Consider the following 21,373-nt stretch of genomic DNA (forward strand, 5'->3'; position numbering starts at 1 on the left):
CGGGCCCGGACCGAAATCACAGATCCGATCGCACAGGATTCACACATTCGGTGGTGATGATCGTCGGACATGTCTGACCTTCGACGATTACTCACCGCCGCGCTGGCCTGTCTGACAGCCGTGACGCTGCTGGCCGCCCCGGCTTCCGCGGCGCCCGACGAGAAGGGTGACGGTGACCTGTCGGCGGTGCTGGAGACCACCAACCGGAAGTATGTGGCGGCCAAGGGCGCGGTCACCGCCTCCCGGAAGAAGCAGAAGCAGCTGACCTCCCGGCTGCGTGCCGCCGAGGCCCGCCGGGACGCGCTGATCCCCGAGGTCAACCAGATCGCCCGCCAGCAGTACCAGATCGGTGACCTGGGCACCGCCGGCTACCTGCTGAACGCCGGCTCGTCCGGTGACTTCCTCAGCAAGGCTGTCTCACTGGAGGAGATCAACCGGCTGCACGACGGCAGACTGCGGGAGCTCAACGCGGCCATCCACACCGTCGAGTCCAGCAAGCGGCAGATCGACGCCGAGGTGAAGAAGGAGCAGGAACAGCTGACCGTACTGGCCCGGCAGCGGGAGGCGGCCCGCAAGCAGCTCGAACTGATCGGCGGCAGCACCGGGATCAACCCCAGTATCACCAGCGGTTTCGTCGACGCCGACTCGAAGATCGCGGCGCCCGCGCCCCGGAACGCCGGCGGTGGGTTCTCGCCCGAGGGCTGCACCGAGAAGGACCTCACCACCAGCGGCTGTGTCACCAAGCGCACCCTGCACATGTACAAGGAGGTGCGTAAGGCCGGCTTCAAACGGTTCGCCGGCTGTCACCGTACCGGCGGCCCGTTCGAACACCCCAAGGGCCGGGCCTGCGACTGGTCGCTGCAGAACCGCGGTTTCGCGGTGGCGCACAACGACGACATGCGGCGTTACGGCAACGACCTGACCGCGTTCCTGGTCCGCAACGCCGACCGCCTCGGCATCTACTACGTCATCTGGTATAAGCAGATCTGGTTCGCGGCGGGCAACGAGTGGCGGTCGTACTCCGGCCCGAGCGCCCACACCGACCACGTCCACATCTCCATGCTCTGAAGATCAAAACCGTGCGGGGGTACGCTCCACGGCCCCACGAGATCGGGTCGCCCCGTCTCGTCCGCGCGAGCCGGGCGGCACACCGGACCGTCCGGCGACCGCCGGGCGAATCCGGTGCCCCCGGCCGGATGCGGTGGTCCAGGTCGTGCGCCCCGGTCACGGTCGCGCGGTGGTCCAGGTCGTGCGCCCCGGTCGCGGTCGCGCGGTGGTCCAGGTCGTGNGCGTTCCGGTGCGATCCGCACCGGAACGCGGCACACCGAACTCAGGCCCGGCGGCGGCCCCGCACGCCGAACCCGATCGCGGCGACCACCCCGGCCGCCACGCTCAGCCCGATGAGCACCGCGACCGCCCCGACCGCGAACCAGCCCGGAGCCGTCCAGCCGGGCCGCACCCACCGCCACCGCCACGGCGGCACCGGTCTGGAACAGCGGCCCGCGTCTGAAATTCATCGACCCTCTCCTCTGCTGTGACCAGCGACTCCAGGCGCCCTGGGCAGGCGTCGGCAGCCGTTATGATCGCCCGTCGAAAACCATCGGGGGACGTGCATGAGCGACGAAGTGACGACGGTGAAACCGCAGCGCCGGTGGATCGGGCTGGTGGCGGCGGTGGCGGTCGCCGTCGCGGCGGGCATCGCGGCGGTGCTCACCGTCGACACCGAGTCCGCCCCGGCCGGCCCGTCCGACGCCGGCTCCCGGGCCTCGGCCATCCAGGAGCGGTGGGCCGACCTGGAGAAGCACCGCAAGCAGATGCTCACCGACCTGGTGGCGAAACGGTCGGCGGCACTGCTGGCCGGCGACGAGGCGGCCTGGCTGGCCGACATCGATCCGGCCCGGGCCGAGACGGTGGCGTTCGAGCGGACACGCTTCCAGAACCTGCGGCAGCTCAACCCGGCCTTCTACCGGATCATCGATCAGAGCAGCCTGGTCGGCGGCCACGACCCGGCCCCGCTGCAGACCACCGCCCTGGTCAAGCAGGTGCTGCGGCTGCCCGAGGACGTGCGCAACTCGCACAACGAATACCAGTGGGAACTCACCGTCCACGACGACCGCCTGGTGATCGGCAAGGTCACCGAGCGGGTTCTGCCGGTCGGCCACGATCCGGCCCGCCGGCCCGCCTGGGACCAGACCGACCTGCGATCGGCCCGCGGTGACGGCGCCGTGGTGCTCTCCGCCCGGGACAGCGCCTGGGACCCGCAGACCTACCTGGCGGCGGCCGAGCGGGCCGCGAAACTGGTGCGCACCTACTGGGGCAAGCGCAAGGGCGCCACCGGTTTCGTGGTGTTCCTGGTCGACGACGAGCAGTTCCGCGGCTGGTTCGACAACGACGGCGTGCCGATGGGCGGCACCACCGGGGTGGCCCTGTTCCCGAAGATGGTCGACGACGAGGGCGTGCGCTACCCGACCCGCCCCGACACCACCCTGGGCCTCGGCGCCACCAAGAAGCCGCGCTACCTGGACCGGACCGCCGGCACCCGGATCCTGCTGCGGATGTCGAAGATCAAGACGATGAAGTACGCCGAGGCCGTGATGGCGCACGAGATGGCCCACGCCCTCGGCCCGCACCTGATCAACGGCTCCAGCACCGACTTCTCCGGCGACGGCGCCACCGACCAGCCGTCCTGGGCCATCGAGGGTTTCGCCCGCTACGTCGAGCACAAGACCGAACCCGGCTCGGCCGTCAAGGGCGCCGGTTTCGTCCGCCGCAACCTGCGCAAGTACCTGCCCGCCAACGGCTCGTTCCCGACCAACGCGAACTTCTACGCCGACGACGCGTCCCGCACCACCTTCAACTACGAGATCGGCGCCGCCTTCTTCCTGGCCGCCGAGCGCGCCGGAAACCCGCAGAAGGCCGCCGACCTGTACGTGGCGCTGACCAACAACAGCCAACTGTCCAGCGGCCTGACCGTCTTCATCGACCAGGACATGAAAGCCGCCGGCCTGAACCCCGACCGGGTGTGGGCGGAGTTCCGCAAACTCGTCAACTGACCGTGGCGCCGACCCGCTCGTGTTCCTGCACGGCTTCGGTTGCGCCAAGGAGAGCTTCGCCGGGGCTTTCACCACCCCGGCGCTGGCGGAGTACTCATTGCTGACCTTCGACTTCCCCGAGCGCGGTGAGTCCGGTTCGCTTCCCGGGGTGCCGACATCGAGGGCGCCGCTGAGGTTGTCACGGAGCTGCTGAGCGAGTTCGGCCGGCGGCATCTGTATCTCGTTTGCCACAGCATGGGTGGTGCGATCGGTGTGGTGGCCGGGCGGAGACTGCCCGACCTCGCCGGGTTCATCAGCGTGGAAGGCAACCTGATCGCTGACGACTGCGGACTCGTCAGCCGTGGTGTGGCCGAACAGAGCGCCGACGACTTCAAGGAACGAGGATTCTCCGATTTCGTCCGGTGGCTCGAGCACTCGCCGGACCGCAGCCACCAGGAGTGGGTGAAGTGGTACCGGCAGTGCGACCCCCGTGGCCTGCACGGGCTCGCGAGTTCCCTGGTCCACTGGTGTGATCACGGTGATCTGGCCGCGATCCTCGGCTCGTTGGGGCCGAGCGCCTATGTGCACGGCTCCCAGAGTGAGATCGCACATCTGCGGGATGTCCTGGGACACGCCATGTACCCGGTCGACGGGGCGGGGCACTTTCGCCGAGGTCACCCGTGGTTGAGCGCCCGGCGACAGCTCGCTGCCGAACCGGCATCACGGTCGCCGGGTGGCCGACACGACAGCGGTGACGGCGTCGCACACCGCCCGGTGACTGAGACGATCATCCCGGTTCTGGTCGTGATCGTCTCGGAGGTGGCTCAGTGAGCCGGTACGTCATCATCGGTGGTGGGGCGGTCGGCGCCGCACTCGCCGCCGAACTGCACCGCGCCGGCATCGACACCGTGCTCGTCGCCCGGGGCGCCCACCTCGCGGCGCTGCGGGACGGCGGACTCCGGTACGTGCGCCCCGACGGTGTGCACCGGCTGCGCTTGCCGGTCGCGGCCGGCCCCGCCGACGTCACCCTCACCGGCGACGACGTGCTGATCCTGGCCACCAAGACCACCGACAGCACCGCCACCCTCACCGAATGGGCGTGGCAGCCGGTCGCACACGCCGGCGGCGGCACCGGTGTGGCCGCCACCGACCTGCCGCTGATCACCCCGCAGAACGGGCTGGAGACCGAACGGATCGCGCTGCGCTCGTTCGCCACCGTCATCGGCGCCACCATCTGGATCCCGGCCACCTTCGTCACCCCCGGCGAGGTGGTCAACCACGGCGCCCCCGTCCCGGCGATCCTGTGGCTGGGCCGCTACCCGTCCGGCCCGTACCCGACAGCCGTCCCCGCCGCCACCGACCTGCGCCGGGCCGGTTTCCGGGTGTACGAGGTCGCCGACATCGCCGCCAACAAGGCCGGCAAGCTGCTGGGCAACCTGGTGAACAGCCTGGACGCGCTGTACGCCCCCAGTCACCTGCGCGACGCCGCGGTCGAGGCGCTGCGAGCCGAGGCCCACGCGGTGTACGCGGCGGCCGGCATCGTCCCGATCGTCCCCGAGGTGGCGGATTTCGTCCCCGCCGAGATCCCCGGCTACGACCGGGTGGGCAACTCGACCCGGCAGAGCCTGACCCGGGCCGCGATCCCGGAAACCGACTACCTGGACGGCGAGATCGTGCTGCTGGGCCGCCTGCACGGGGTTCCGACGCCGCTGTCCGAGGCGATCCAGGCCAGGGTGCACCGAGCGGTGGCCGAGTCCACCCCGGCCGCCTCCCTCACCGACACCGACCTGGCCGCCACCCTGCCCGCGGTGGCGGCCACCCGTACTCCCGGCGCCGCACCCGCCCCTCCGGCGGATTCCGCCCTCGCGGCCCCGCCCAACCCTTCCGCCGCCCCGGCCGGTGTTCCGGGGCTCACGGCGGTGGGTGCGTCCCGTTCTCCGGTCGCCGGCTCACGTGGACGGGGTGTCGAAGTTCCCGCCGTTTCCTCGGTGGATCCGCCCATCCCCGGCCCCATCTCTGACAGTGTGGACAGTCCGGGTGGTGTCGCCGATTCGGATGGTGGTGTGATCGTGGACGGTCCGGCCGGCTTCGACGCTGGAGCCTCTTCCGATGGCGGAACCTCCACCGGTGTCGTTCCCTCTGACGGCGTGGCGCGTGGGTCTGCCGATGAGGTTCGTGCTGCGGTGCTGGTGGAGGCCGATGAGCTTCGGCGGCTCGCGGCCGGGGCGAGGCCGCCGGTGCTTCTCGACGTGCGGTGGGCGCTCGGTGACCCGCATGGTGCCGAGCATTATCGGGCCGGGCACCTGCCCGGGGCGGTCTACGTCGACCTGGACACCGAACTGGCCGGACCGCACGAGCCGGGCGCCGGCCGCCACCCGCTGCCGTCGATCGCCGATCTGCAGGCCGCGGCCCGGCGGTGGGGGATCAGCGGGGACAGCGCGGTGGTGGTCTACGACAACAGCGGTGGCCTGGCCGCCGGTCGTGCCTGGTGGCTGTTGCGCTGGGCGGGTGTCATCGACGTGCGCATTCTGGACGGCGGGCTGGCCGCGTGGAAGGCCGCCGGATACCCGCAGGCGACCGGGACCGCCCACCCCCGTCCGGCCGGCGACGTGGTCCTCAGCCCCGGCCACCTGCCGACGCTGACGGCTGACGAGGTGGCCACCCTGCCCACCATCGGAACCCTGCTCGACGCCCGGGCCGGCGAACGCTACCGGGGCGAGGTCGAGCCGATCGACCCGAGAGCCGGCCACATTCCCGGTGCGATCAGCCGTCCTACCGGCGGCAACCTGACCGAGGGAGTCCCGTTGTTCCGCCCCGCCGCGGAACTGCGGGCCCGCTTCGCCGGGTTGCCCGCCCCGGTGGGCGTCTACTGCGGTTCCGGTGTGACCGCCGCCCACCAGATCGCCGCACTGGCCACGCTGGGCATCGAGGCCGCCCTCTACCCGGGCTCCTGGTCGGCCTGGTCCGCGGACCCGCAGCGTCCGGCCGCCACCGGAGACCAGCCGTGACACGGCCACCGGATCCCGCGGGCGGCGTGTGCCGATTCGTGGCTCGAATCGAGCCACGAATCGGCACACGGTCTGACCTCGACCACGGAAGCTCTCCAGGCGGACCGGTATCCGGGTTACTGGTCCGCAGACCCGCAGCGTCCAGCCGCCACCGGAGACCGGCCCTGACACCGCCACCGGATCCCGTACGCCCGGTTCGCCCGGTGGGGTTCGGTGGGGTGGCCCGCCGCGGCGGCCGGGGATGACGGTGGCTGCCGGCGGGCCGGCCGATCGAGCTGGGCGCCGACTTGGCGACGGGGCCGGGACGGCAGCCGTGGACGCCCTCCCGTGGCTTGCGGACAGTGGTGTCGCGTGGAGCGCTGACCCGGCGGTGCTGGGGGAGAAGCGCCTCGACCGGTCGGGGTGGGAACCGGAGGGGATGCCCGTCGCGGTGGTGTGGCCCCGGACCGTCGGCGAGGTTCAGCGGGTGATGCGTGGGGCGCTCGCCACCCGGACTCCGGTCGTGCCGAGAGGGGCCGGCACCGCCCTCACCGGTGGGAGTGCCGCCGGGTCCGGAACCGTCGTCCTCGATCTGTCGCGGATGGACCGGATCGTGGAGATCCGGGCAGACGACGGTGTCGCGGTCGCCGAACCGGGCGTGATCACCGCCGATCTGGACCGTGCCGCCGCCGCGCACGGACTACGGTACGCCCCGGATCCGGCCAGCCTGGAGTTGTCCACGATCGGCGGCAACATCGCCACGAACGCGGGTGGGCTGCGCTGTGCCAAGTACGGCGTGACCCGTGATTCGGTGCTCGGGCTGGACGTGGTGCTGGCCGACGGGACGCTGATCAGTACCGGCCGGGGCACGCTCAAGGGCGTTGCCGGGTACGACTTGACCGGACTGTTCACCGGCTCCGAGGGCACTCTGGGCGTGGTGGTCGGGGCGACCCTGCGGCTCCGGGCGCTGCCCGCGCCGACCGCGACGATCGCCGCCTGCTATCCCGATGTGGAGAGTGCCGCGGCGGCTTCGGTGGCGCTGGCCGAGGCCCGGGTCCAGCCGGTTCTGGCCGAGCTGCTCGACGAGGCGACCCTGGCCGCGCTGGCCGGGCACGGGCTGCCGCAGGACGGTGGCGCGCTGCTGATCGTGCAGACCGACGGTGGTTCCGCGGCCGAGGTGGACCGGGCGGTCGGGGCGCTGTCACGGGGTGCCACCTCGGTGCGCCACGACGACGACCCGGACGCGTTGCTGGCGGCCCGGCGGCAGGCGTTCCCGGCGATCGAGCGGCTCGGCCGTCCGCTGATCGAGGACATCGCGGTGCCCCGGTCGGCGCTGGCCGTCGCGGTGCGGTCGATCGCGGACATCGCCCGGCGTCATGACGTGCCGATCTGTACCGTCGCGCATGCCGGGGACGGCAATCTGCACCCGGTGGTGGTGGCCGGCGGGTGGGGTGAGCCGATTCCGGAGTCCGCGCACCGGGCCGCCGACGAGATCTTCGGGCTGGCCCTGGATCTGGGCGGTACGGTCACCGGCGAGCACGGGGTGGGTGTGCTGAAACGGCACTGGCTGGGCCGGGAACTGGGCGCCGATCAGCATCTGCTCCAGCAGCGGATCAAGGAGCTGTTCGACCCGCACGGCATTCTGAACCCGGGCAAGGCGATCTGAGCCGTACCGCGTGTGGTCCCTGTCGTGACGACCGCATTCACCCGGTGGCCGCCGGGCGGTCCGGGGTGACGCGGACCTCGCGGGGGCGAGCGCCAGCGCCCCGATTCCCGTCGGGCGAGCTCCCGGTCGGCGAGAGCCGCCCGGCGAGAGAGAGTCGCATCGTACGTTCGCGCTGTCCCGCCCCACCGTCCGCCAGGCCCTCGACATGCCGGGGTCGAACGGGTACTCGCGGAAGGTGGCCCGCCACGGCTACTTCGTCGCCGAGCCGAACCCGCCACAGGGCTGGCGCGCGGGTCGTCCGGTGCCGGATCGATCGATGGTGGTGGTGGCCCTTTTGGTCGTTTCCTTCTCCGAGCTGATCTGATCCCGTCAGTGGTAGGTGCCACTTCCTGGCACCTACTACTGGAAGCCTCTGTCGCAGGCCAGGGGCACTCGCCCCCGGATCCCCTCGACGAGGCCCGCACCATGTCACCGGCATGCAGCGGGCGATCACAAGGAGCAAGCGACATGGCGATCACCGCTACCACCCACCTGAACTTCCGCGGCGACGCCCGGCAGGCGCTGGAGTTCTACCGCTCGGTCTTCGGCGGCCACCTGACACTGGTCACCTACGGCGACTTCGGCATGCCGGCGGACCTGCCGGACGCGGAGAACATCGTCTTCGGCCAGCTGGCCACCGGGAACGGTTTCAGCCTGATGGCCTACGACGCCCCCAGCCAGTCCCCGGCCGCACTCCCGCCGGCCCCCACCACCAGGGCGAACGGCCTGACCCTGACCGGCGACCGCTTCTTCGTCTCGGTGAGCGGCGAGACCCTGGACGAGGTGAACCCGCTGTGGTCCGCCCTCGCCGCGGACGCCGAGGTGATCGAGAAGTTCGGCCCGTCCCAGTTCGCCCCCGGTTTCGGCATGCTCACCGACCGTTTCGGCATCACCTGGATCCTCCAGGTGACCGCCCCCTACTCCGCCTGACCGGTGCCCCGGGGCGGCATCGGTTACCCCGCCGCCCCGGCCTCACCTGCTTGCTACACAGGCGCTGTCCCACCCGCCTGCCGCTCGCCTGCCGCCTGCCCCGCTCGCCTGCCCCGTTCGTCTGCCGCTCGCCGTCTGCCGCCTGCCCCGTTTCGTCTGTCGCCTGTTGCCTGCCGTCTGCTCCGCTCGTCTGCCGCCTGCTCTTCTCGCAGGTCCGGGGCGGCGGCTATCTCATCGGTCGGCGGCGAGGCCGGCGATCAGCAGGTGGACCATGTTGCGGGCGTTGTAGATCGGGTTGTTCTCCGAGCCGATGCAGAGATTGCCGACGCCCATCATGAGTTCCAGGGGGACCGTGCCCGGCCTGATCTCGCCGGCCTCGGTGGCGGCGGCGAGCAGCTGCGCGCAGACCGGTTCGAGGCGGCCGATGAAATACGCGTGTAGCTTCTGGAAGGCGGCGTCGTCGGAACGCAGCGCCGCCGCCATCCCGTGCTTGGTCACCAGGAAGTCGACGAACATGTCGATCCACCGGCCCAGCGCCGCGTGCGGTGAGCCGCCCTCCGCCAGCAGGGCCGGCCCGGCCTCGGCACACGCCTCCACCTGGTGCTGGTAGACGGCGACGATCAGATCGGCCCGGGTGGGGAAGTGCCGGTAGATCGTGCCGACCCCGACCCCGGCCCGCTCGGCGATCGCCCGGACGTGCACATCGACGCCGGATTCGACGAAAGCCGCCGCGGCGGCCTCCAGCAGCGTCTGCTCGTTGCGGCGGGCATCGGACCGCTTCTTGGCGCCCTCGACCATGCAGTTGCCTCCGTCACACAGCCTGATTCACCATGCGGCTTGGTAAACGGAACCATGTTCCGTATCGTCGTCTGCGGAACATGGTTCCGCTTACTGCCGATGCTACTCGGAGGAACTCTCATGCAATACCGCCCCCTCGGACGTACCGGTGTGCAGGTCAGCACTCTCGCTCTCGGCGCGATGAACTTCGGCAGACTGGGCCGGACCAGCCAGGACGACGTCGACGCCATGGTCGGCACTGCCTTGGACGCCGGCATCAACCTGATCGACACCGCCGACATGTACGGCGACGGCGAGTCCGAGCAGATGGTCGGCAAGGCCATCGCCGGCCGCCGTGACGACATCGTGCTGGCCACCAAGGCGACCATGCCGATCGGCACCGAACGCAACCATCAGGGCAGCTCCCGCCGATGGCTGGTCACCGCCCTGGACGACAGCCTGCGCCGGCTCGGCGTCGACCACGTCGACCTCTACCAGATGCACCGGTGGGACCCCCGGACCAGTGACGAGGAGACCCTCTCGGCGCTGACCGACCTCCAGCGCGCCGGCAAGATCCGGTACTTCGGCTCGTCGACCTTCCCCGCCCACCGGATCGTCCAGGCCCAGTGGGCGTCACGGGAACACCACCTGAGCCGGTACGTCACCGAACAACCCGGATACTCCATCCTCCAGCGCGCCGCCGAGACGCACGTGCTTCCGGTGACGCAGGAGTACGGCATGGGTGTGCTCGTCTGGGGCCCGCTCGCCGGCGGCTGGCTGTCCGGCGCGATCCGTGCCGGGCAGGAACTCGCCACCAACCGGTCGGTGATCCTGCCGCACCGCTACGACATGACGTCACCGTCCGGCCGCGCCAGACTCGACGCCGTCGAGAAGCTCGCCGTGGTCGCCGACCAGGCCGGTCTCACCCTGATCCAGCTGGCACTCGGTTTCGTCACCGCGCACCCGGCGGTGACCAGCGCGCTCATCGGCCCCCGCACGGCCGAACACCTCCGCTCCCAGCTGGCCGCCGCGGACACCGTGCTGCCCGCCGACGTGCTCGACGCGATCGACGCGATCGTGGAGCCGGGCCTCGATCTCGCGCCCCACGAGAAGTTCGACACCCCGCCCGCCCTCCTCGACCCGTCCCTGCGCCGCCGGTGACCACCGCCGATGCCGAGCTTCCCGGCATGCCGGTGACCACAGTGGATGCCGAGCTTCCCGGAACCATGCCTGCGGGGATCAGTTTCGGGATCATGACGGCGCCGCAACAGGTCTCCTATCAGGACGTCCTGCGGGTGTGGCGCGAGGCGGACGGCCTCCCCGAGATCGAACACGCCTGGCTCTTCGATCATCTGATGCCGATCGCCGGTGACCCGGGCGGGCCCGCCCTCGAAGGGTGGACGCTGCTGTCCGCGCTGGCCGCGCAGACCACGCGGCTGCGGCTGGGCCTGCTCGTCACCAGCAACCGCTTCCGCCCACCGGCGATGCTGGCCAAGATCGCTACCACTGTCGACATCGTCTCGGGTGGGCGGCTCGACTTCGGCATCGGCGTGGGATCGCGGCCCGGCCATCCGCTCGCCCTGCGCGAGTATCTGGCCCACGGCCTGCCCTTCCACGAAACGGCCCGGGCCACCGCCGGCCTAGCCGAAGCGTGCACGGTGATCCGCCGACTGTGGACGGAGGACGCGCCGTTCGACTTCGCGGGCGAACACGTCCAGCTCACCGGCGCCTTCGGCAGCCCCAAGCCGGTGCAACGGCCACATCCGCCGATCGTCATCGGTGGGCGCTCGGCCGCGACCCTGCGGGTGGTCGCCGAGCACGCCGACGTGTGGAACATCCCGGGCGGCGACATCGCCGACGCGATCGGGCGAAGTGCGCTGCTCGACCGCTACTGCGCCGAGATCGGCCGTGATCCGGCGTCCATCGTCCGGTCCATTCATCTACCCGTCCTCCTTGATCAGCCGCACGTCACCCGGGCCATGGTCCGCGAAGCCACCGCAGCCGGATTCCGGCACGTGGTGCTCGGGTTGCCCGCGCCGTTCCCGGAAGGGATCGGTCAGTGGGTGGTTGACGAGATCGTTCGCTCGCTCCACCGAAAGTAGTACTCAGGTGCCGTCGGCGAATCGGACCGTGGTCCGATGTTCCGGCGGCCCGGCGCCCGTAGCGTTTCCCACGTCAGCGAGGTTCCACGAGACGACCGGGGGAGAACCGATCATGGTGACGTTTGATCAGTGGGAGTTGCCGGCCCGGTTCGCCCTGGCCGACCGCGGGATCGGGTATTACGCGTCGGAGCCGATCATCGCGGACGCACGGGCGCACTGCAGGGACACCGGTCAGTCACCGGTCGAGGCGTTCGGCGATCCGCAGGAGTTCGCCAACGCGGCGGTCCGCAGCCGGATGCAGCGTCCCAGCGCCTACTTGACGGCGCAGTTGTTCCTGCTGTCCCTGGGCGGGATCGCGGTGTCCGTGCTGTTCGCGATGGTCGACCGCACCCTCGAGGTCCCGGTGAGCGTCGCGGGCCTGACCAGTGCGGCCGGATTGATCGCCGCGTCGTTCGCGGCCTGGGGCGTGCCACAGGCGCTCCGGGCCGCCGGCCGCCCAGCCCTCGCCGGCGCCAGCCGCGTGACGGCCGGGGTCCTCGGCGTCGGCGCGGTCACGGCTTTCCTGGCCCTGCCACACGAGCGCCTGACCGGCCTGCCCGTCCCAGCCGTGATCGCGGTGGCCGTCATCGCCCTGTTCCTGTCCACCCGCCGCCGGAAGAGTTCATAGAGACCTTCGGCGTCAGGGCCTTCAGTTGGTGTGACGACTTGTGGCTCGGTGCTGACCCTGATTGTTGATGGGGAAGGCCTTCGGGTCAGTGCGTACTGAGCGCAGACGCCCTTCGGCAGGCCTGGCCCCGCGAGTCCTGGGGCACCGGGAATCGGACCTTGATCAGGGTTCCGCTGCTCCGGAGCGTGGTTCAACGGCGGGCCAGACGCGGCTTCCATGACGCCTCCGTGGGTGATCGGCCTTCCTTGAGCAGCCGTCAGGGTCGCCCCATCTCCGGACCCCGCCGAACGCACACACTGCCCGGCTCGTGCGCAGACGTCCGGCGCCTCACCCGACGGCGTCACTCACACGCCAGACGGTGGGTTCATGCCGGGCCCTGGACACCGACGGAGCACCCGATCAGTCAACGTGCGCACCCACCCGGTGCGGGGGGGGTGTCGGGGTGTCGGGGTGTCGGGGTGTCGGGGTGTCGGGGTGTCGGGGTGTCGGGGTGCCGGGGTGCCGGGGTGCCGGGGTGCCGGGGTGCCGGGGTGCCGGGGTGCCGGGGTGCCGGGGTGCCGGGGTGCCGGGGTGCCGGGGTGCCGCATTATCCCGGATTTACTCCCTAATTTGTGCCATGCAAGTGCTACTTCACAGGGATCTCACAGCCACTGCCGTGAGATGAGCGTTGTCCGGCCGGACGTGCGGTCGGCGGACTACTGGGGGGATCCGATGGTTGACGGGCAGAGCCGGCGGCGTAAGCGCTGGCCGGTTGTCGGGGTTGCGGTGGGGGCTCTGGTGTTCACCGGAGTCGGCGTGGGGGCCGCGGAGGCGGCTGCCGCACCGTCCTCCATGACGTTCGTGGCTGCGGCCAAGACGGTCACCGCGGAGCGGTACGACAGTGACGGGGACGTCTACCTCTCGCTGGATCTGGGGCTGCACGTCATCGCGGGCAAGGACCCGTTCGAGGTGCGGGCCACCCGAGCGGGATACGACAAGCCGATCAAGGCGACCCGGCTGGTGGTGAAGAAGGGCAAGAAGACGCGGGTGGCGCTGCCCGCGGGCACGGTCAAGGACTTCACCGGGCTGAAGGACTTCACCACGATCGTGATCACCGACAAGGCGGGTAAGACGGTCGCCAAGTATTCGACCGCGTTCTGCGGGAACGCCTGGAGTTCGGCTCGGACCAGGCGGGACGCGCCGGCCACCAACCCGTACCCGACCCGGTGTGGCGGGGAGAACCCGTTCACTCTCGGCGCGGTGTGGGGTGTGCAGGCCGGCTGGAACTCGCCGGTCGCCGACCAGCCGACGTCGGGCACCGGGCTGTCGAAGCTGAAAGCCGGTAAGTACACCGCGACGGCGACGGTCAACCCGAAGTACCGCAAGATCTTCGGGATTCCCGCGGCCAAGGGCACTGCCAAGGTGGCGGTGAACGTGGTCGACGTCAAGGCCGACGAGGAGGAGCTGGCCTCGGCGCGGGCCAGTGACGCCAAGGAGGAGCCGGCGCTGCGGGCCGGAGTGGCCGGTGCGCACGTGCACGGTGCCGGCGACGAATCGCGTCAGGTGTCGTCGTACCTGCCGGAGTTCCGCGCCGCCGCCAGCCGCCCGGTCACGATGAGCGCGGCCCCGAAGACCGGCCCGAAGCCGGATCTGCGGTCGCTGCCGGCGTGGGGCATCTCGATCTCCCAGGGGGCCGACGAGAAGACCGGCCAGCCGGACGGCAAGTGGTATGTCAACTTCGGCGCGACGGTCTGGAACGCCGGCACGTCTCCGCTGGTGGTGGACGGTTTCCGCCGGTCCGGCACGGGGCTGATGGACGCGTACCAGTACTACTTCGACGCCAAGGGCAAGCAGGTCGGTTCGAAGGCGGCGGGCACCATGGAGTGGGACCCGCGCGAGGGCCACAACCACTGGCATTTCACCGACTTCGCGCAGTACAACCTGCTGAAGGCGGACAAGAAGTTCGCGGTCCGCAGTGGCAAGGAGGCGTTCTGCCTGGCCAACACGGATGCCGTCGACTACACGATCGCCGGTGCGAAGTGGCGCCCGGACAACACGTCCCTGGAGACGTCGTGCGGGGCCAACACGGTGGTCGCGGTGCGGGAGGTGCTGGACATCGGCAACGGTGACACGTACAGCCAGGATCGTCCGGGTCAGTCGTTCGACATCACGAACCTGAAGAACGGCACCTACTACATCGAGGTGAAGGCCAACCCGTCGAACCGGCTGGCCGAACTGACCACGAAGAACAACACCGCACTGCGCAAGATCATTATCGGGGGTACGGCGAAGAAGCGCACCCTGACCGTCCCGAAGGTGAACGGCATCGCGGGCTGACCAGAGCTGAGCAGGGCTGACTGAGCAGGACTGGGCAGGACTGAGCAGGGCTGAGCTGAGACAGCAGGGCTGAGCGGGGCTGAGCTGAGACAGCAGGGCTGAGTGAAGCTGTACAAGGCCGATGATGAGCGGGGACGGTCCGCTCATCATCGGCCTGGACGGTTGCGGGCAGTACTGGAAACATCGACGCATGGTCATCGAGCGCCGATTCGCCGGACCCGGATACGACCCGTGGACGGTCACGATCTTCGCCTCCGACACGGCGGAGACTCCACTGGGGTGCGGGGTGCTGATCGACCGGCGGCGGGTCCTGACCTGCGCGCACGTGATCGAGGGCCAGACCGGGCTGAGTGTCGGCTTCCCGAAGGCCGAGGTGCCGCGATCGGTCCGGGTGGCGGTCACCGAGTCGTACGCGGACCGGCAGTCGGATGTGGCGGTGCTGCGGCTGAGCGCCGAGGCCCCGCCCGAGGTGACCCCGGCGCCGTTGCGGTCACCGCGGCCGAGGGACCTGATCGGCGACCGGTGGTGGGCGTTCGGTTTCCCGCAGGGCGCCGAGTCGGGTGCGGACGCGCACGGCCCGATCGGCATTCCGCTGGCGTACGGCAGGGTGCGCCTGGACACCAACCAGCGGTATGTGGTGAAGCCGGGTTTCAGCGGGACCGGCGTCTGGTCCCGGGATTTCCACGCGGTGGTCGGCCTGGTGGTGCGGGCGCAGGCCGGTGGCCGGACGGCCGGTGACGCGGAGGCGCTGACGTTGCATCAGATCATCCGTGACCTGCCGGGTGAGGACCTGCAGTCGCTGGCCGCGTGGTCGATCGCCGCGGCCGGGGATTCCGCGCTGGAGGCGTGGGGCTGGTCGCTGAGCGGTGACGTGGAGGCGGTGCGGCACTGGCGGCCGAGGGCGCGCGGGGTGTCGATCGACACCGAGGGCGGCTACCGCTTCCGGGGCCGGAGTGTGGCGTTGACCGAGATCGTGGACTGGCTGGGCCGTGCCGTACCGGATGGCCGGATCCTGGTGTTGACCGGTTCGCCGGGTGTCGGCAAGTCGGCGGTGCTGGGCCGGATCGTGACGACCGCGGATGCGGGGGTGCGCGCGGCGCTGCCGGACGACGACCCGAATGTGACGGCGCCGGTCGGTTCGGTGGCGTGCGCGGTGCACATGAAGGGCAAGACGGCCCTGGATGTGGCGGTGGAGATCGCCCGGGCGGCGTCGGTGCGGATGCCGCGGACGGTGGACGATCTGGTGCCGGAGTTGCGGGACCGGTTGTCGCACATGCCGGGCCGGTTCAACCTGGTGGTGGACGCTCTGGATGAGGCGACCAGTCCGGCGCAGGCCCGGTTGATCGTGTCGGCGTTGTTGTTGCCGATCGCGCGGACGTGTGCCCCGTTCGGCGCCCAGGTGATCGTGGGCAGTCGCCGGGCCGACGACCGGGGGCCGTTGCTGCACACGTTCGGTAAGGGCGTACATCTGATCGATCTGGATCGGGAGGAGTATTTCGCCGAGGCGGATCTGGAGGCGTACGCGCGGGTGACCTTGGCTCTGGTCGGTGCCGAGCGGCCGGGTAATCCGTACGCGGACGAGGAGGTGGCCGGCCCGGTGGCGGCCCGGATCGCGACGCTCGCGGACCGGAACTTCCTGATCGCCGGGCTGATCGCGCGGTCGCACGGCCTGTATGACGAGGAGGCGGTCGATCCGGATTCGCTGTCGTTCACCGCGAACATCGATCAGGCCCTTGCCGAATACCTGAACCGCCTGCAGCCGGTGGACGGTGTGCCGGCGACGGATCTGCTGGTCGCTCTGGCGTACGCCCATCCGCCGGGCATGTCGCTGGATCTGTGGCGGGTGGCCCTGGAGGCGCTGGGTGTCCGGGTCGCTCGGGACGCGCTGCGGGTGTTCGCCGGTTCGTCGGCCGCCAACTTCCTGGTCGAGTCCAGTCACGACGCCGGGACTCCCCGGTACCGTCTGTTCCATCAGGCGCTCAACGATTCCCTGGTCAAGCAGCGGCAGCTCGGTGACCGGCGGGACTCCGACGAGCTGGCGCTGGCCCGGCATCTGATCGGGTTCGGCCGTCAGGCGGGCTGGCGGCGGGCTGACCCGTACCTGTTGCGGACGCTTCCGACGTACGCCGCCCGGGCGGGTCTGATCGACGAGCTGCTCGCCGACGAGGATTTTCTGCTGCACGCGGATCTGCCCCGGCTGACCCAGCTCGCCGAGTACGCCCGGACCGCCGACGGCCGCGCCCGCGCCCGGGTGCTGCGGCTGACCCCGCACGCCTTGAACGCGGCCCCGGCCGAGCGGGCGGCGCTGTTCGGGGTGACGGCGGCGCTGGAGCATCAGCCGGATCCGTTCGCGGTCCGGTCCGGTGTGCCGTACCGCGCTCGGTGGGCGGCGGTGCCGAGCCGGGCCGAGCGCAGCATCCTGGAGGGGCACGCGGGTGCGGTGCGGGCGATCTGCGCGGTGACCGTGGAGCGGCGGGCGCACGTGGCTTCGGTCGGCGACTTCACCCACGTACGGCTGTGGGATCCGGCGACCGGCCGCAACTGGGTGGTGCCGGTCAGGCGGGACCGGGATCAGGTGCCGCCGGGGCCGTTGTTCGCGGTGTGCGCGCTCACCGCCGGCCGCCGGGTGCTGCTGGCGGCGGCCGGCCGTAGTGGCCGGATCTTCTTCGTCGATCCGGCCAGCCGCAGTCTGGAGGGCACGTACCCGGGTTCCGGGAAGGCGATTCGATCGCTCTGCGCGCTGACCATCGGGCAGCGGTCCTATCTGGTGGCCGGCTGCGAGGACGGCATGATCCGGATCTGGGACGTGGTGGCCGGTGTCCAGATCCGTGCGTTCGTGGCGCACAAGGGCCGGGTCCGGTCGGTGTCGGTGGTGCGGTTCCCGGGGCGCCCGGCGATCCTGTCGGCCGGGGACGACGCGCTGGCCCGGGTGTGGGATCCGTCCGACGGGCACCTGTACACCGCGTTCTCCGGGCATGCCGATCAGGTACGGGCCGCCTGCGCGATCACCGTCGGTGACCGGTTCTCGGTGGCTGCCGCGGCCTACGACAGCGTGCTGATCCACCACCGGACCGACGCCACGTACGCCCTCGGCACCACCGGGCACACCAGGGCGATTCTCGGGATGACCTCGTGCCGGGTGGGTGGGCGTACCGCGCTGGCCACCGTCGCCGGCGACGGTGACGTCCGGGTGTGGGATCCGGAGACCGGGGCCTGCCTGCGGACTCTCGCCGGGCACACCGACGTGATCAACACGGTCTGCACCGTGCTGATGGACGGCAACGAGTATCTGGCCACCGGTGGCCGGGACCGCACCGTACGTCTCTGGGATCTGACCGCCGACGAGGGCCGCCGCACCGAGACCAGCCGGGGTGGCCGGACCAGCGCGGCGTGTCATGTCCGGCTGCGCGCCGACGCGGTCGCCGGTGTGGACGGTACCGACGGCACGATCCGGCTGCAGAACGCCGAGACCGGCGAGGAGATCCGGGTGATGGGCGGTGGCCTGGGCACGGTCCACAGCCTCTGTTCGCTCAACGACGGCTGGCGCGAGCTGGTGGCGGTGGCCAGCGACGCCGGGTCCATCCAGGTCTGGGATCCGGCTGACGGCGAGCAACTGCTGAGACAGATCCGCCGGTACGAGTACCTTCAGGCGGTGTGCACCTTCCACACCGAGGACGGCTTCGACCTGCTGGCCTTCGCCGGGGCCCGGAACCAGCGGACGTCGGTGCACTTCTGCCGGCCGGACACCGGGAACCTGGTGCAGCGCCAGCGTTTCACCGACCGGTGGCTCTTCAGTGATCCGGGCGAGCCGGTCCAGCGGATCAACGCCATCCGGCAGATCCACGTCCCGGAGTCGCTGCTCGCGGTGGCCGGTGACGACCTGGTCATGCTGTGGAGTTCCACCGGCCGCTACCTGGACAGCCTCGCCGGCCACCGGAACACCGTGCGAGCCCTGACGCCGATCACCGTGGACGGCCGCACCCTGCTCGCTTCGGCCGGCGACGACCGTTCGATCCGGATCTGGGACGTGCACGACCGCACCTGCACCGCCGAACTGACCGGCCACCTGGACGGGGTGAACGCCCTCTGCCCGGTCACCGTCGGCGGGCACACCCTGCTGGCGTCCGGCGGCAAGGACCGCACGATCCGCCTGTGGAAACCGTCCGGCGGCTCGCCGGTGCTGTCGATCCCGGTGCACTACCCGGTGCTGACCTGCCTGGAGGTGTCCGGCCTGCTGTTCGTCGGCCTGACCGCCGGTTCCCTGGTCCTCGACCTGAACACCCGTGACCACGACCTGCCCGACTTCCGCGACGGCTGAGTGCGGGCGGGGGATCGGACCGGTGTGCTCGTTCTCAACCCGTCGTGCCGGTGAGGAGAAGGTATTCGCCGTCGGGGCTGCGGTGCTCGTACCGCGGGATGTAGCCGGCCTTCACCAGCATCGAGCCCAACTCCTCGGCGGATCGGTGGTGGTAGCGCCACAACCGGATGTGGTGGCCGGCCGGCAGCCTGAGACGCCCGGCCACGGTGACCGGAACGGTGAGCCGGATCCGCAGGAAGCGCTGACGGGTCAGGTCGTCGAAACCGAACTCCGGCTGCTAGCAGTCGCGCGGCACGTTCAGGGCGTCGAGCAGCAGCCGGCTCTTCTCCGGGATGTCCTGCCCCGAGCCGGTACGGCTGGACGCGAAGTCCGTCCGGTTGGTCACGGTGTCCACCCGCGCCACCCAGGCGAGCAGGTCAGCCCCATGTCGGAGGTGCCGCAGCACCGCCACCGGATCGGTGAAGTTCAGCAGGGTCCCGCCGGTGACCAGCGCCAGCGTCGACGGGCCGCGCAGGTCGGTGAGCGGATCGACGGTGAAGTCCCGCCGGTGGAATTCGAGGCGGGCGTCCGGCCTCAGCCAGGACCGTACGTTGGCCTCGGCGATGGCGAGCATCTCGGCGCTTCCGTCGACCGCGACGTACCGAGAGCGTTGACCTGGTGCGGGGCTTCTTCGCCGCCGTCACGAGCAGGCCACGCAGCGGCGCGCGAACGGCCGGACCGCGAGCCGCTCCCCGGGAATCCGCCGCCCGCAGCCCTCGCAGACGCCGTACCCGCCCGAGTCCACCCGGCGCAGAGCGTCGTCGACCTCGGCGATCCGCTGCCGGGCGGCGGCCAGCAGCGATGTCAGCTGTGCCCGTTCGAACCCGATAGTCGCGCCCTCCGGATCGTGCTCGTCGTCGGCGTTGGAGTCCCGGGATGCCTCGAACAGGCCCGCCAGATCCCGCGCCAGGGTGGCGGCTTCGGACTCCGCACTCGCCCGCAGCCGCAACAGCTCCTCCCGCACCATCCACACAGCCTAGGTTTCGCCGCCGGGTTCTTGTCGTACCCGGGTGGTGGAATGCGGAACATGGACACGGGGTTTGTGCGGCAGTTCGTCGACTACTGTCAGTATCAGGTGCGGTCGGCGCCCTACTGGCGGACCGGCATGCACATCTACCTGGTCGGCGACGAGTTGCTGCATGTCGGCAGCCCTACCGAGTGCACCGGGTTCGCCGCCACCCACACCGGCTGGATCCAGATGCGGGTGATCGTCCTGGACGGTCCGCCCGGGTCGGCCGTTGACGACTGGGAGGCGATCAGCGAGACGACACTGTGGAGTCCGCACGGGCGGCTGTCGGTGCACAGCATGATGGGCAGCACCACCGACGAGCTCAGTGAGATCGCTGTGCCGGCCGGGCTGATCCGGGTCCGGGCGCACGCCCGTAACCGGGTCCACGAGAGCGTCCGCACCGACACCGACCGGCCTGAGCAGCACGAACTACTCGTCTGGCCGGTTACCGAGGATGTCGGGCCGCGGACGCTTCGGGCCAGTCCGACCCGCCGGGAGTGGGAGATCAAAACAGACCGGGCCGCTGAGTACGCGATGCTCGACGTGATCCGGCCGTACGACAAGCATGAAGAACTTGATCCTGATCTGCCCCGGGTCTCGGTGCGCCGTCGTGGTGAGCTGCCACCGCCGGGGCGGCTGCCGGTCGGCGCGTTCGCGGTGGAGCTGATCCGGATCGACGACGACACGCTGGAGTGGCGGTGGCTGCCGGAGGACGGGTTTCCGCCGGACGACCGGCCGAGCATCGTCCGGCGGGAGGGCGCGGAGATCTGCCATCAGGGGCTGACCGGCCGGCACGCGATCATGCTGGGCCTGGTCTGGGACCACCTGCTGTCGAAGGATCCGGACGCGCCGCCGGCATGGGAGTCGGTGTTGCACGCACGTGCCGCCGAGCAGCGTGAGCAGGACGAACGCCGGCGTCGTCAGGCCGCCGAGCGGGAGGCCCGCGACTGGGGCGGCACCCCGCCGACCGACACTCTGCGCGCGGCCGGCGGGGATGCGAGATCGCTGGCCCGGATGGACCGGCCGCTGCTGGACCGGCTGGACGCGCTGCCACCGGCCCGGCAACGGGAGGTGGCGGTCTGGGCGGCCCGGCGGGCGATGCGGGTGGCCGGCCTGGAGCATCTCGACTGGATCGCGGACCTGCTGGCCACGGTCGAGGCCGGCGGGGCGTTGCCGGCCGAGTTCACCGACGAGTACGGCCGGATCGCCTGGGAGCGTCTGCGCACCGATCCCGCCGTGCCGAACACCGTCGTCGCCCCACCCGGCGGGCCGGACGATTTCCATCAGCAGTCGCTGGCGTTCCCGGCGTTGCTGGCGCTGGCCGCCGAGAATCCGCTGCTGGCCGCTGTCGACGCGGTGCGGATCGCGGCTCTCGCGCACGGAAAGGACGGCTATCGCGCGCTGCTGGCCGAAGTCCCAGCCGACTGAGAGGCCGGGGTCAGGCCAATGATGCTGACCAGAATCATCGGGGTGGCCGGGCGTTCCGGAAAC

General features: G+C 70.8%; 17 protein-coding genes and 1 pseudogene. 13 read left to right on the top strand and 5 right to left on the bottom strand.

Features of this window, described 5'->3' with window-relative positions; translation table 11 throughout:
* The first annotated feature begins 69 nt into the window (after positions 1 to 69).
* Positions 70 to 1,068 (top strand): coiled-coil domain-containing protein, encoded by a 999-nt coding sequence (locus ACQ0O7_RS32775; protein WP_430787898.1) that lies wholly within the window; start codon positions 70 to 72, stop codon positions 1,066 to 1,068.
* Positions 1,069 to 1,330: 262 nt separating this feature from the next.
* Here ACQ0O7_RS32775 and ACQ0O7_RS32780 read toward each other — a convergent pair whose 3' ends face one another.
* Entirely contained in the window at positions 1,331 to 1,459 is a 129-nt protein-coding gene (locus ACQ0O7_RS32780; RefSeq protein ID WP_430787900.1) for a hypothetical protein, read from the bottom strand.
* Positions 1,460 to 1,613: 154 nt separating this feature from the next.
* On the opposite strand from ACQ0O7_RS32780, the gene ACQ0O7_RS32785 reads away from it, so the two are divergent.
* From ACQ0O7_RS32785 to ACQ0O7_RS32810, 6 genes and pseudogenes are all read left to right on the top strand, one after another.
* Entirely contained in the window at positions 1,614 to 3,053 is a 1,440-nt protein-coding gene (locus ACQ0O7_RS32785; protein WP_430787902.1) for a hypothetical protein, read from the top strand.
* Positions 3,054 to 3,287: 234 nt separating this feature from the next.
* Positions 3,288 to 3,863, top strand: coding sequence for a hypothetical protein (locus tag ACQ0O7_RS32790; protein WP_430787904.1), 576 nt, complete (start codon positions 3,288 to 3,290; stop codon positions 3,861 to 3,863).
* Positions 3,860 to 4,759 (top strand): annotated as a pseudogene (locus ACQ0O7_RS32795) (ketopantoate reductase family protein); the annotation flags it as partial. The gene ACQ0O7_RS32790 and the pseudogene ACQ0O7_RS32795, both read left to right, overlap by 4 nt.
* A 456-nt stretch (positions 4,760 to 5,215) precedes the next feature.
* Positions 5,216 to 6,040 (top strand): sulfurtransferase, encoded by an 825-nt coding sequence (locus tag ACQ0O7_RS32800; protein ID WP_430788075.1) that lies wholly within the window; start codon positions 5,216 to 5,218, stop codon positions 6,038 to 6,040.
* Positions 6,041 to 6,353: 313 nt separating this feature from the next.
* On the top strand, positions 6,354 to 7,685 hold the full coding sequence (locus ACQ0O7_RS32805; protein WP_430787906.1) for an FAD-binding oxidoreductase: 1,332 nt from the start codon (positions 6,354 to 6,356) through the stop codon (positions 7,683 to 7,685).
* A 507-nt stretch (positions 7,686 to 8,192) separates the two neighbouring features.
* Positions 8,193 to 8,654, top strand: coding sequence for a VOC family protein (locus tag ACQ0O7_RS32810; RefSeq protein WP_430787908.1), 462 nt, complete (start codon positions 8,193 to 8,195; stop codon positions 8,652 to 8,654).
* A 231-nt stretch (positions 8,655 to 8,885) separates the two neighbouring features.
* Here ACQ0O7_RS32810 and ACQ0O7_RS32815 read toward each other — a convergent pair whose 3' ends face one another.
* A complete protein-coding gene (locus ACQ0O7_RS32815) occupies positions 8,886 to 9,452 on the bottom strand; it encodes a TetR/AcrR family transcriptional regulator (protein WP_430787910.1) in 567 nt (188 codons plus the stop codon).
* Between the two features lie 120 nt (positions 9,453 to 9,572).
* On the opposite strand from ACQ0O7_RS32815, the gene ACQ0O7_RS32820 reads away from it, so the two are divergent.
* The 5 genes from ACQ0O7_RS32820 (at position 9,573) to ACQ0O7_RS32840 (ending at position 18,834) form a co-directional block, all read left to right on the top strand.
* Positions 9,573 to 10,592 carry an aldo/keto reductase gene (locus tag ACQ0O7_RS32820; protein ID WP_430787912.1) on the top strand — a complete coding sequence of 340 codons (1,020 nt, stop codon included), beginning with the start codon at positions 9,573 to 9,575 and terminating at the stop codon, positions 10,590 to 10,592.
* Positions 10,589 to 11,533 (top strand): LLM class flavin-dependent oxidoreductase, encoded by a 945-nt coding sequence (locus ACQ0O7_RS32825; RefSeq protein WP_430787914.1) that lies wholly within the window; start codon positions 10,589 to 10,591, stop codon positions 11,531 to 11,533. The genes ACQ0O7_RS32820 and ACQ0O7_RS32825 overlap by 4 nt, the downstream gene beginning before the upstream one ends.
* 112 nt (positions 11,534 to 11,645) lie before the next feature.
* Positions 11,646 to 12,200, top strand: coding sequence for a hypothetical protein (locus ACQ0O7_RS32830; protein ID WP_430787916.1), 555 nt, complete (start codon positions 11,646 to 11,648; stop codon positions 12,198 to 12,200).
* 660 nt (positions 12,201 to 12,860) lie between these two features.
* The gene (locus tag ACQ0O7_RS32835) at positions 12,861 to 14,516 is read left to right on the top strand and encodes a lysyl oxidase family protein (RefSeq protein ID WP_430787918.1); all 1,656 of its coding nucleotides are present in this window, start codon (positions 12,861 to 12,863) and stop codon (positions 14,514 to 14,516) included.
* A gap of 124 nt (positions 14,517 to 14,640) precedes the next feature.
* The gene (locus tag ACQ0O7_RS32840; protein WP_430787920.1) at positions 14,641 to 18,834 is read left to right on the top strand and encodes a trypsin-like peptidase domain-containing protein; all 4,194 of its coding nucleotides are present in this window, start codon (positions 14,641 to 14,643) and stop codon (positions 18,832 to 18,834) included.
* 34 nt (positions 18,835 to 18,868) lie between these two features.
* Here the strand turns inward: ACQ0O7_RS32840 and ACQ0O7_RS32845 are convergent, their stop codons facing one another.
* From ACQ0O7_RS32845 to ACQ0O7_RS32855, 3 genes are all read right to left on the bottom strand, one after another.
* Entirely contained in the window at positions 18,869 to 19,039 is a 171-nt protein-coding gene (locus tag ACQ0O7_RS32845) for a hypothetical protein (protein WP_430787922.1), read from the bottom strand.
* Between the two features lie 72 nt (positions 19,040 to 19,111).
* A complete protein-coding gene (locus tag ACQ0O7_RS32850; protein WP_430787924.1) occupies positions 19,112 to 19,447 on the bottom strand; it encodes a hypothetical protein in 336 nt (111 codons plus the stop codon).
* Between the two features lie 66 nt (positions 19,448 to 19,513).
* Complete coding sequence (locus ACQ0O7_RS32855; protein WP_430787926.1) at positions 19,514 to 19,840, bottom strand: TraR/DksA family transcriptional regulator; 327 nt, start codon at positions 19,838 to 19,840, stop codon at positions 19,514 to 19,516.
* 60 nt (positions 19,841 to 19,900) lie between these two features.
* On the opposite strand from ACQ0O7_RS32855, the gene ACQ0O7_RS32860 reads away from it, so the two are divergent.
* A complete protein-coding gene (locus ACQ0O7_RS32860) occupies positions 19,901 to 21,310 on the top strand; it encodes a hypothetical protein (RefSeq protein WP_430787928.1) in 1,410 nt (469 codons plus the stop codon).
* Positions 21,311 to 21,373 lie beyond the last annotated feature (63 nt).

Origin of the sequence: Actinoplanes sp. G11-F43, from assembly GCF_050589265.1 — a bacterium.
GTDB lineage: Bacteria > Actinomycetota > Actinomycetes > Mycobacteriales > Micromonosporaceae > Actinoplanes.

Bases quoted from the DNA above. Each gene is read 5' to 3' on its own strand.
- ACQ0O7_RS32775 (WP_430787898.1), top strand. From the start codon at position 70: ATGTCTGACCTTCGACGATTACTCACCGCCGCGCTGGCCTGTCTGACA.
- ACQ0O7_RS32785 (WP_430787902.1), top strand. From the start codon at position 1,614: ATGAGCGACGAAGTGACGACGGTGAAACCGCAGCGCCGGTGGATCGGG.
- ACQ0O7_RS32790 (WP_430787904.1), top strand. From the start codon at position 3,288: ATGGGTGGTGCGATCGGTGTGGTGGCCGGGCGGAGACTGCCCGACCTC.
- ACQ0O7_RS32810 (WP_430787908.1), top strand. From the start codon at position 8,193: ATGGCGATCACCGCTACCACCCACCTGAACTTCCGCGGCGACGCCCGG.
- ACQ0O7_RS32815 (WP_430787910.1), bottom strand. From the start codon at position 9,452: ATGGTCGAGGGCGCCAAGAAGCGGTCCGATGCCCGCCGCAACGAGCAG.
- ACQ0O7_RS32820 (WP_430787912.1), top strand. From the start codon at position 9,573: ATGCAATACCGCCCCCTCGGACGTACCGGTGTGCAGGTCAGCACTCTC.
- ACQ0O7_RS32830 (WP_430787916.1), top strand. From the start codon at position 11,646: ATGGTGACGTTTGATCAGTGGGAGTTGCCGGCCCGGTTCGCCCTGGCC.
- ACQ0O7_RS32835 (WP_430787918.1), top strand. From the start codon at position 12,861: ATGAGCGTTGTCCGGCCGGACGTGCGGTCGGCGGACTACTGGGGGGAT.
- ACQ0O7_RS32840 (WP_430787920.1), top strand. From the start codon at position 14,641: ATGAGCGGGGACGGTCCGCTCATCATCGGCCTGGACGGTTGCGGGCAG.
- ACQ0O7_RS32850 (WP_430787924.1), bottom strand. From the start codon at position 19,447: ATGCTCGCCATCGCCGAGGCCAACGTACGGTCCTGGCTGAGGCCGGAC.
- ACQ0O7_RS32855 (WP_430787926.1), bottom strand. From the start codon at position 19,840: ATGGTGCGGGAGGAGCTGTTGCGGCTGCGGGCGAGTGCGGAGTCCGAA.
- ACQ0O7_RS32860 (WP_430787928.1), top strand. From the start codon at position 19,901: ATGGACACGGGGTTTGTGCGGCAGTTCGTCGACTACTGTCAGTATCAG.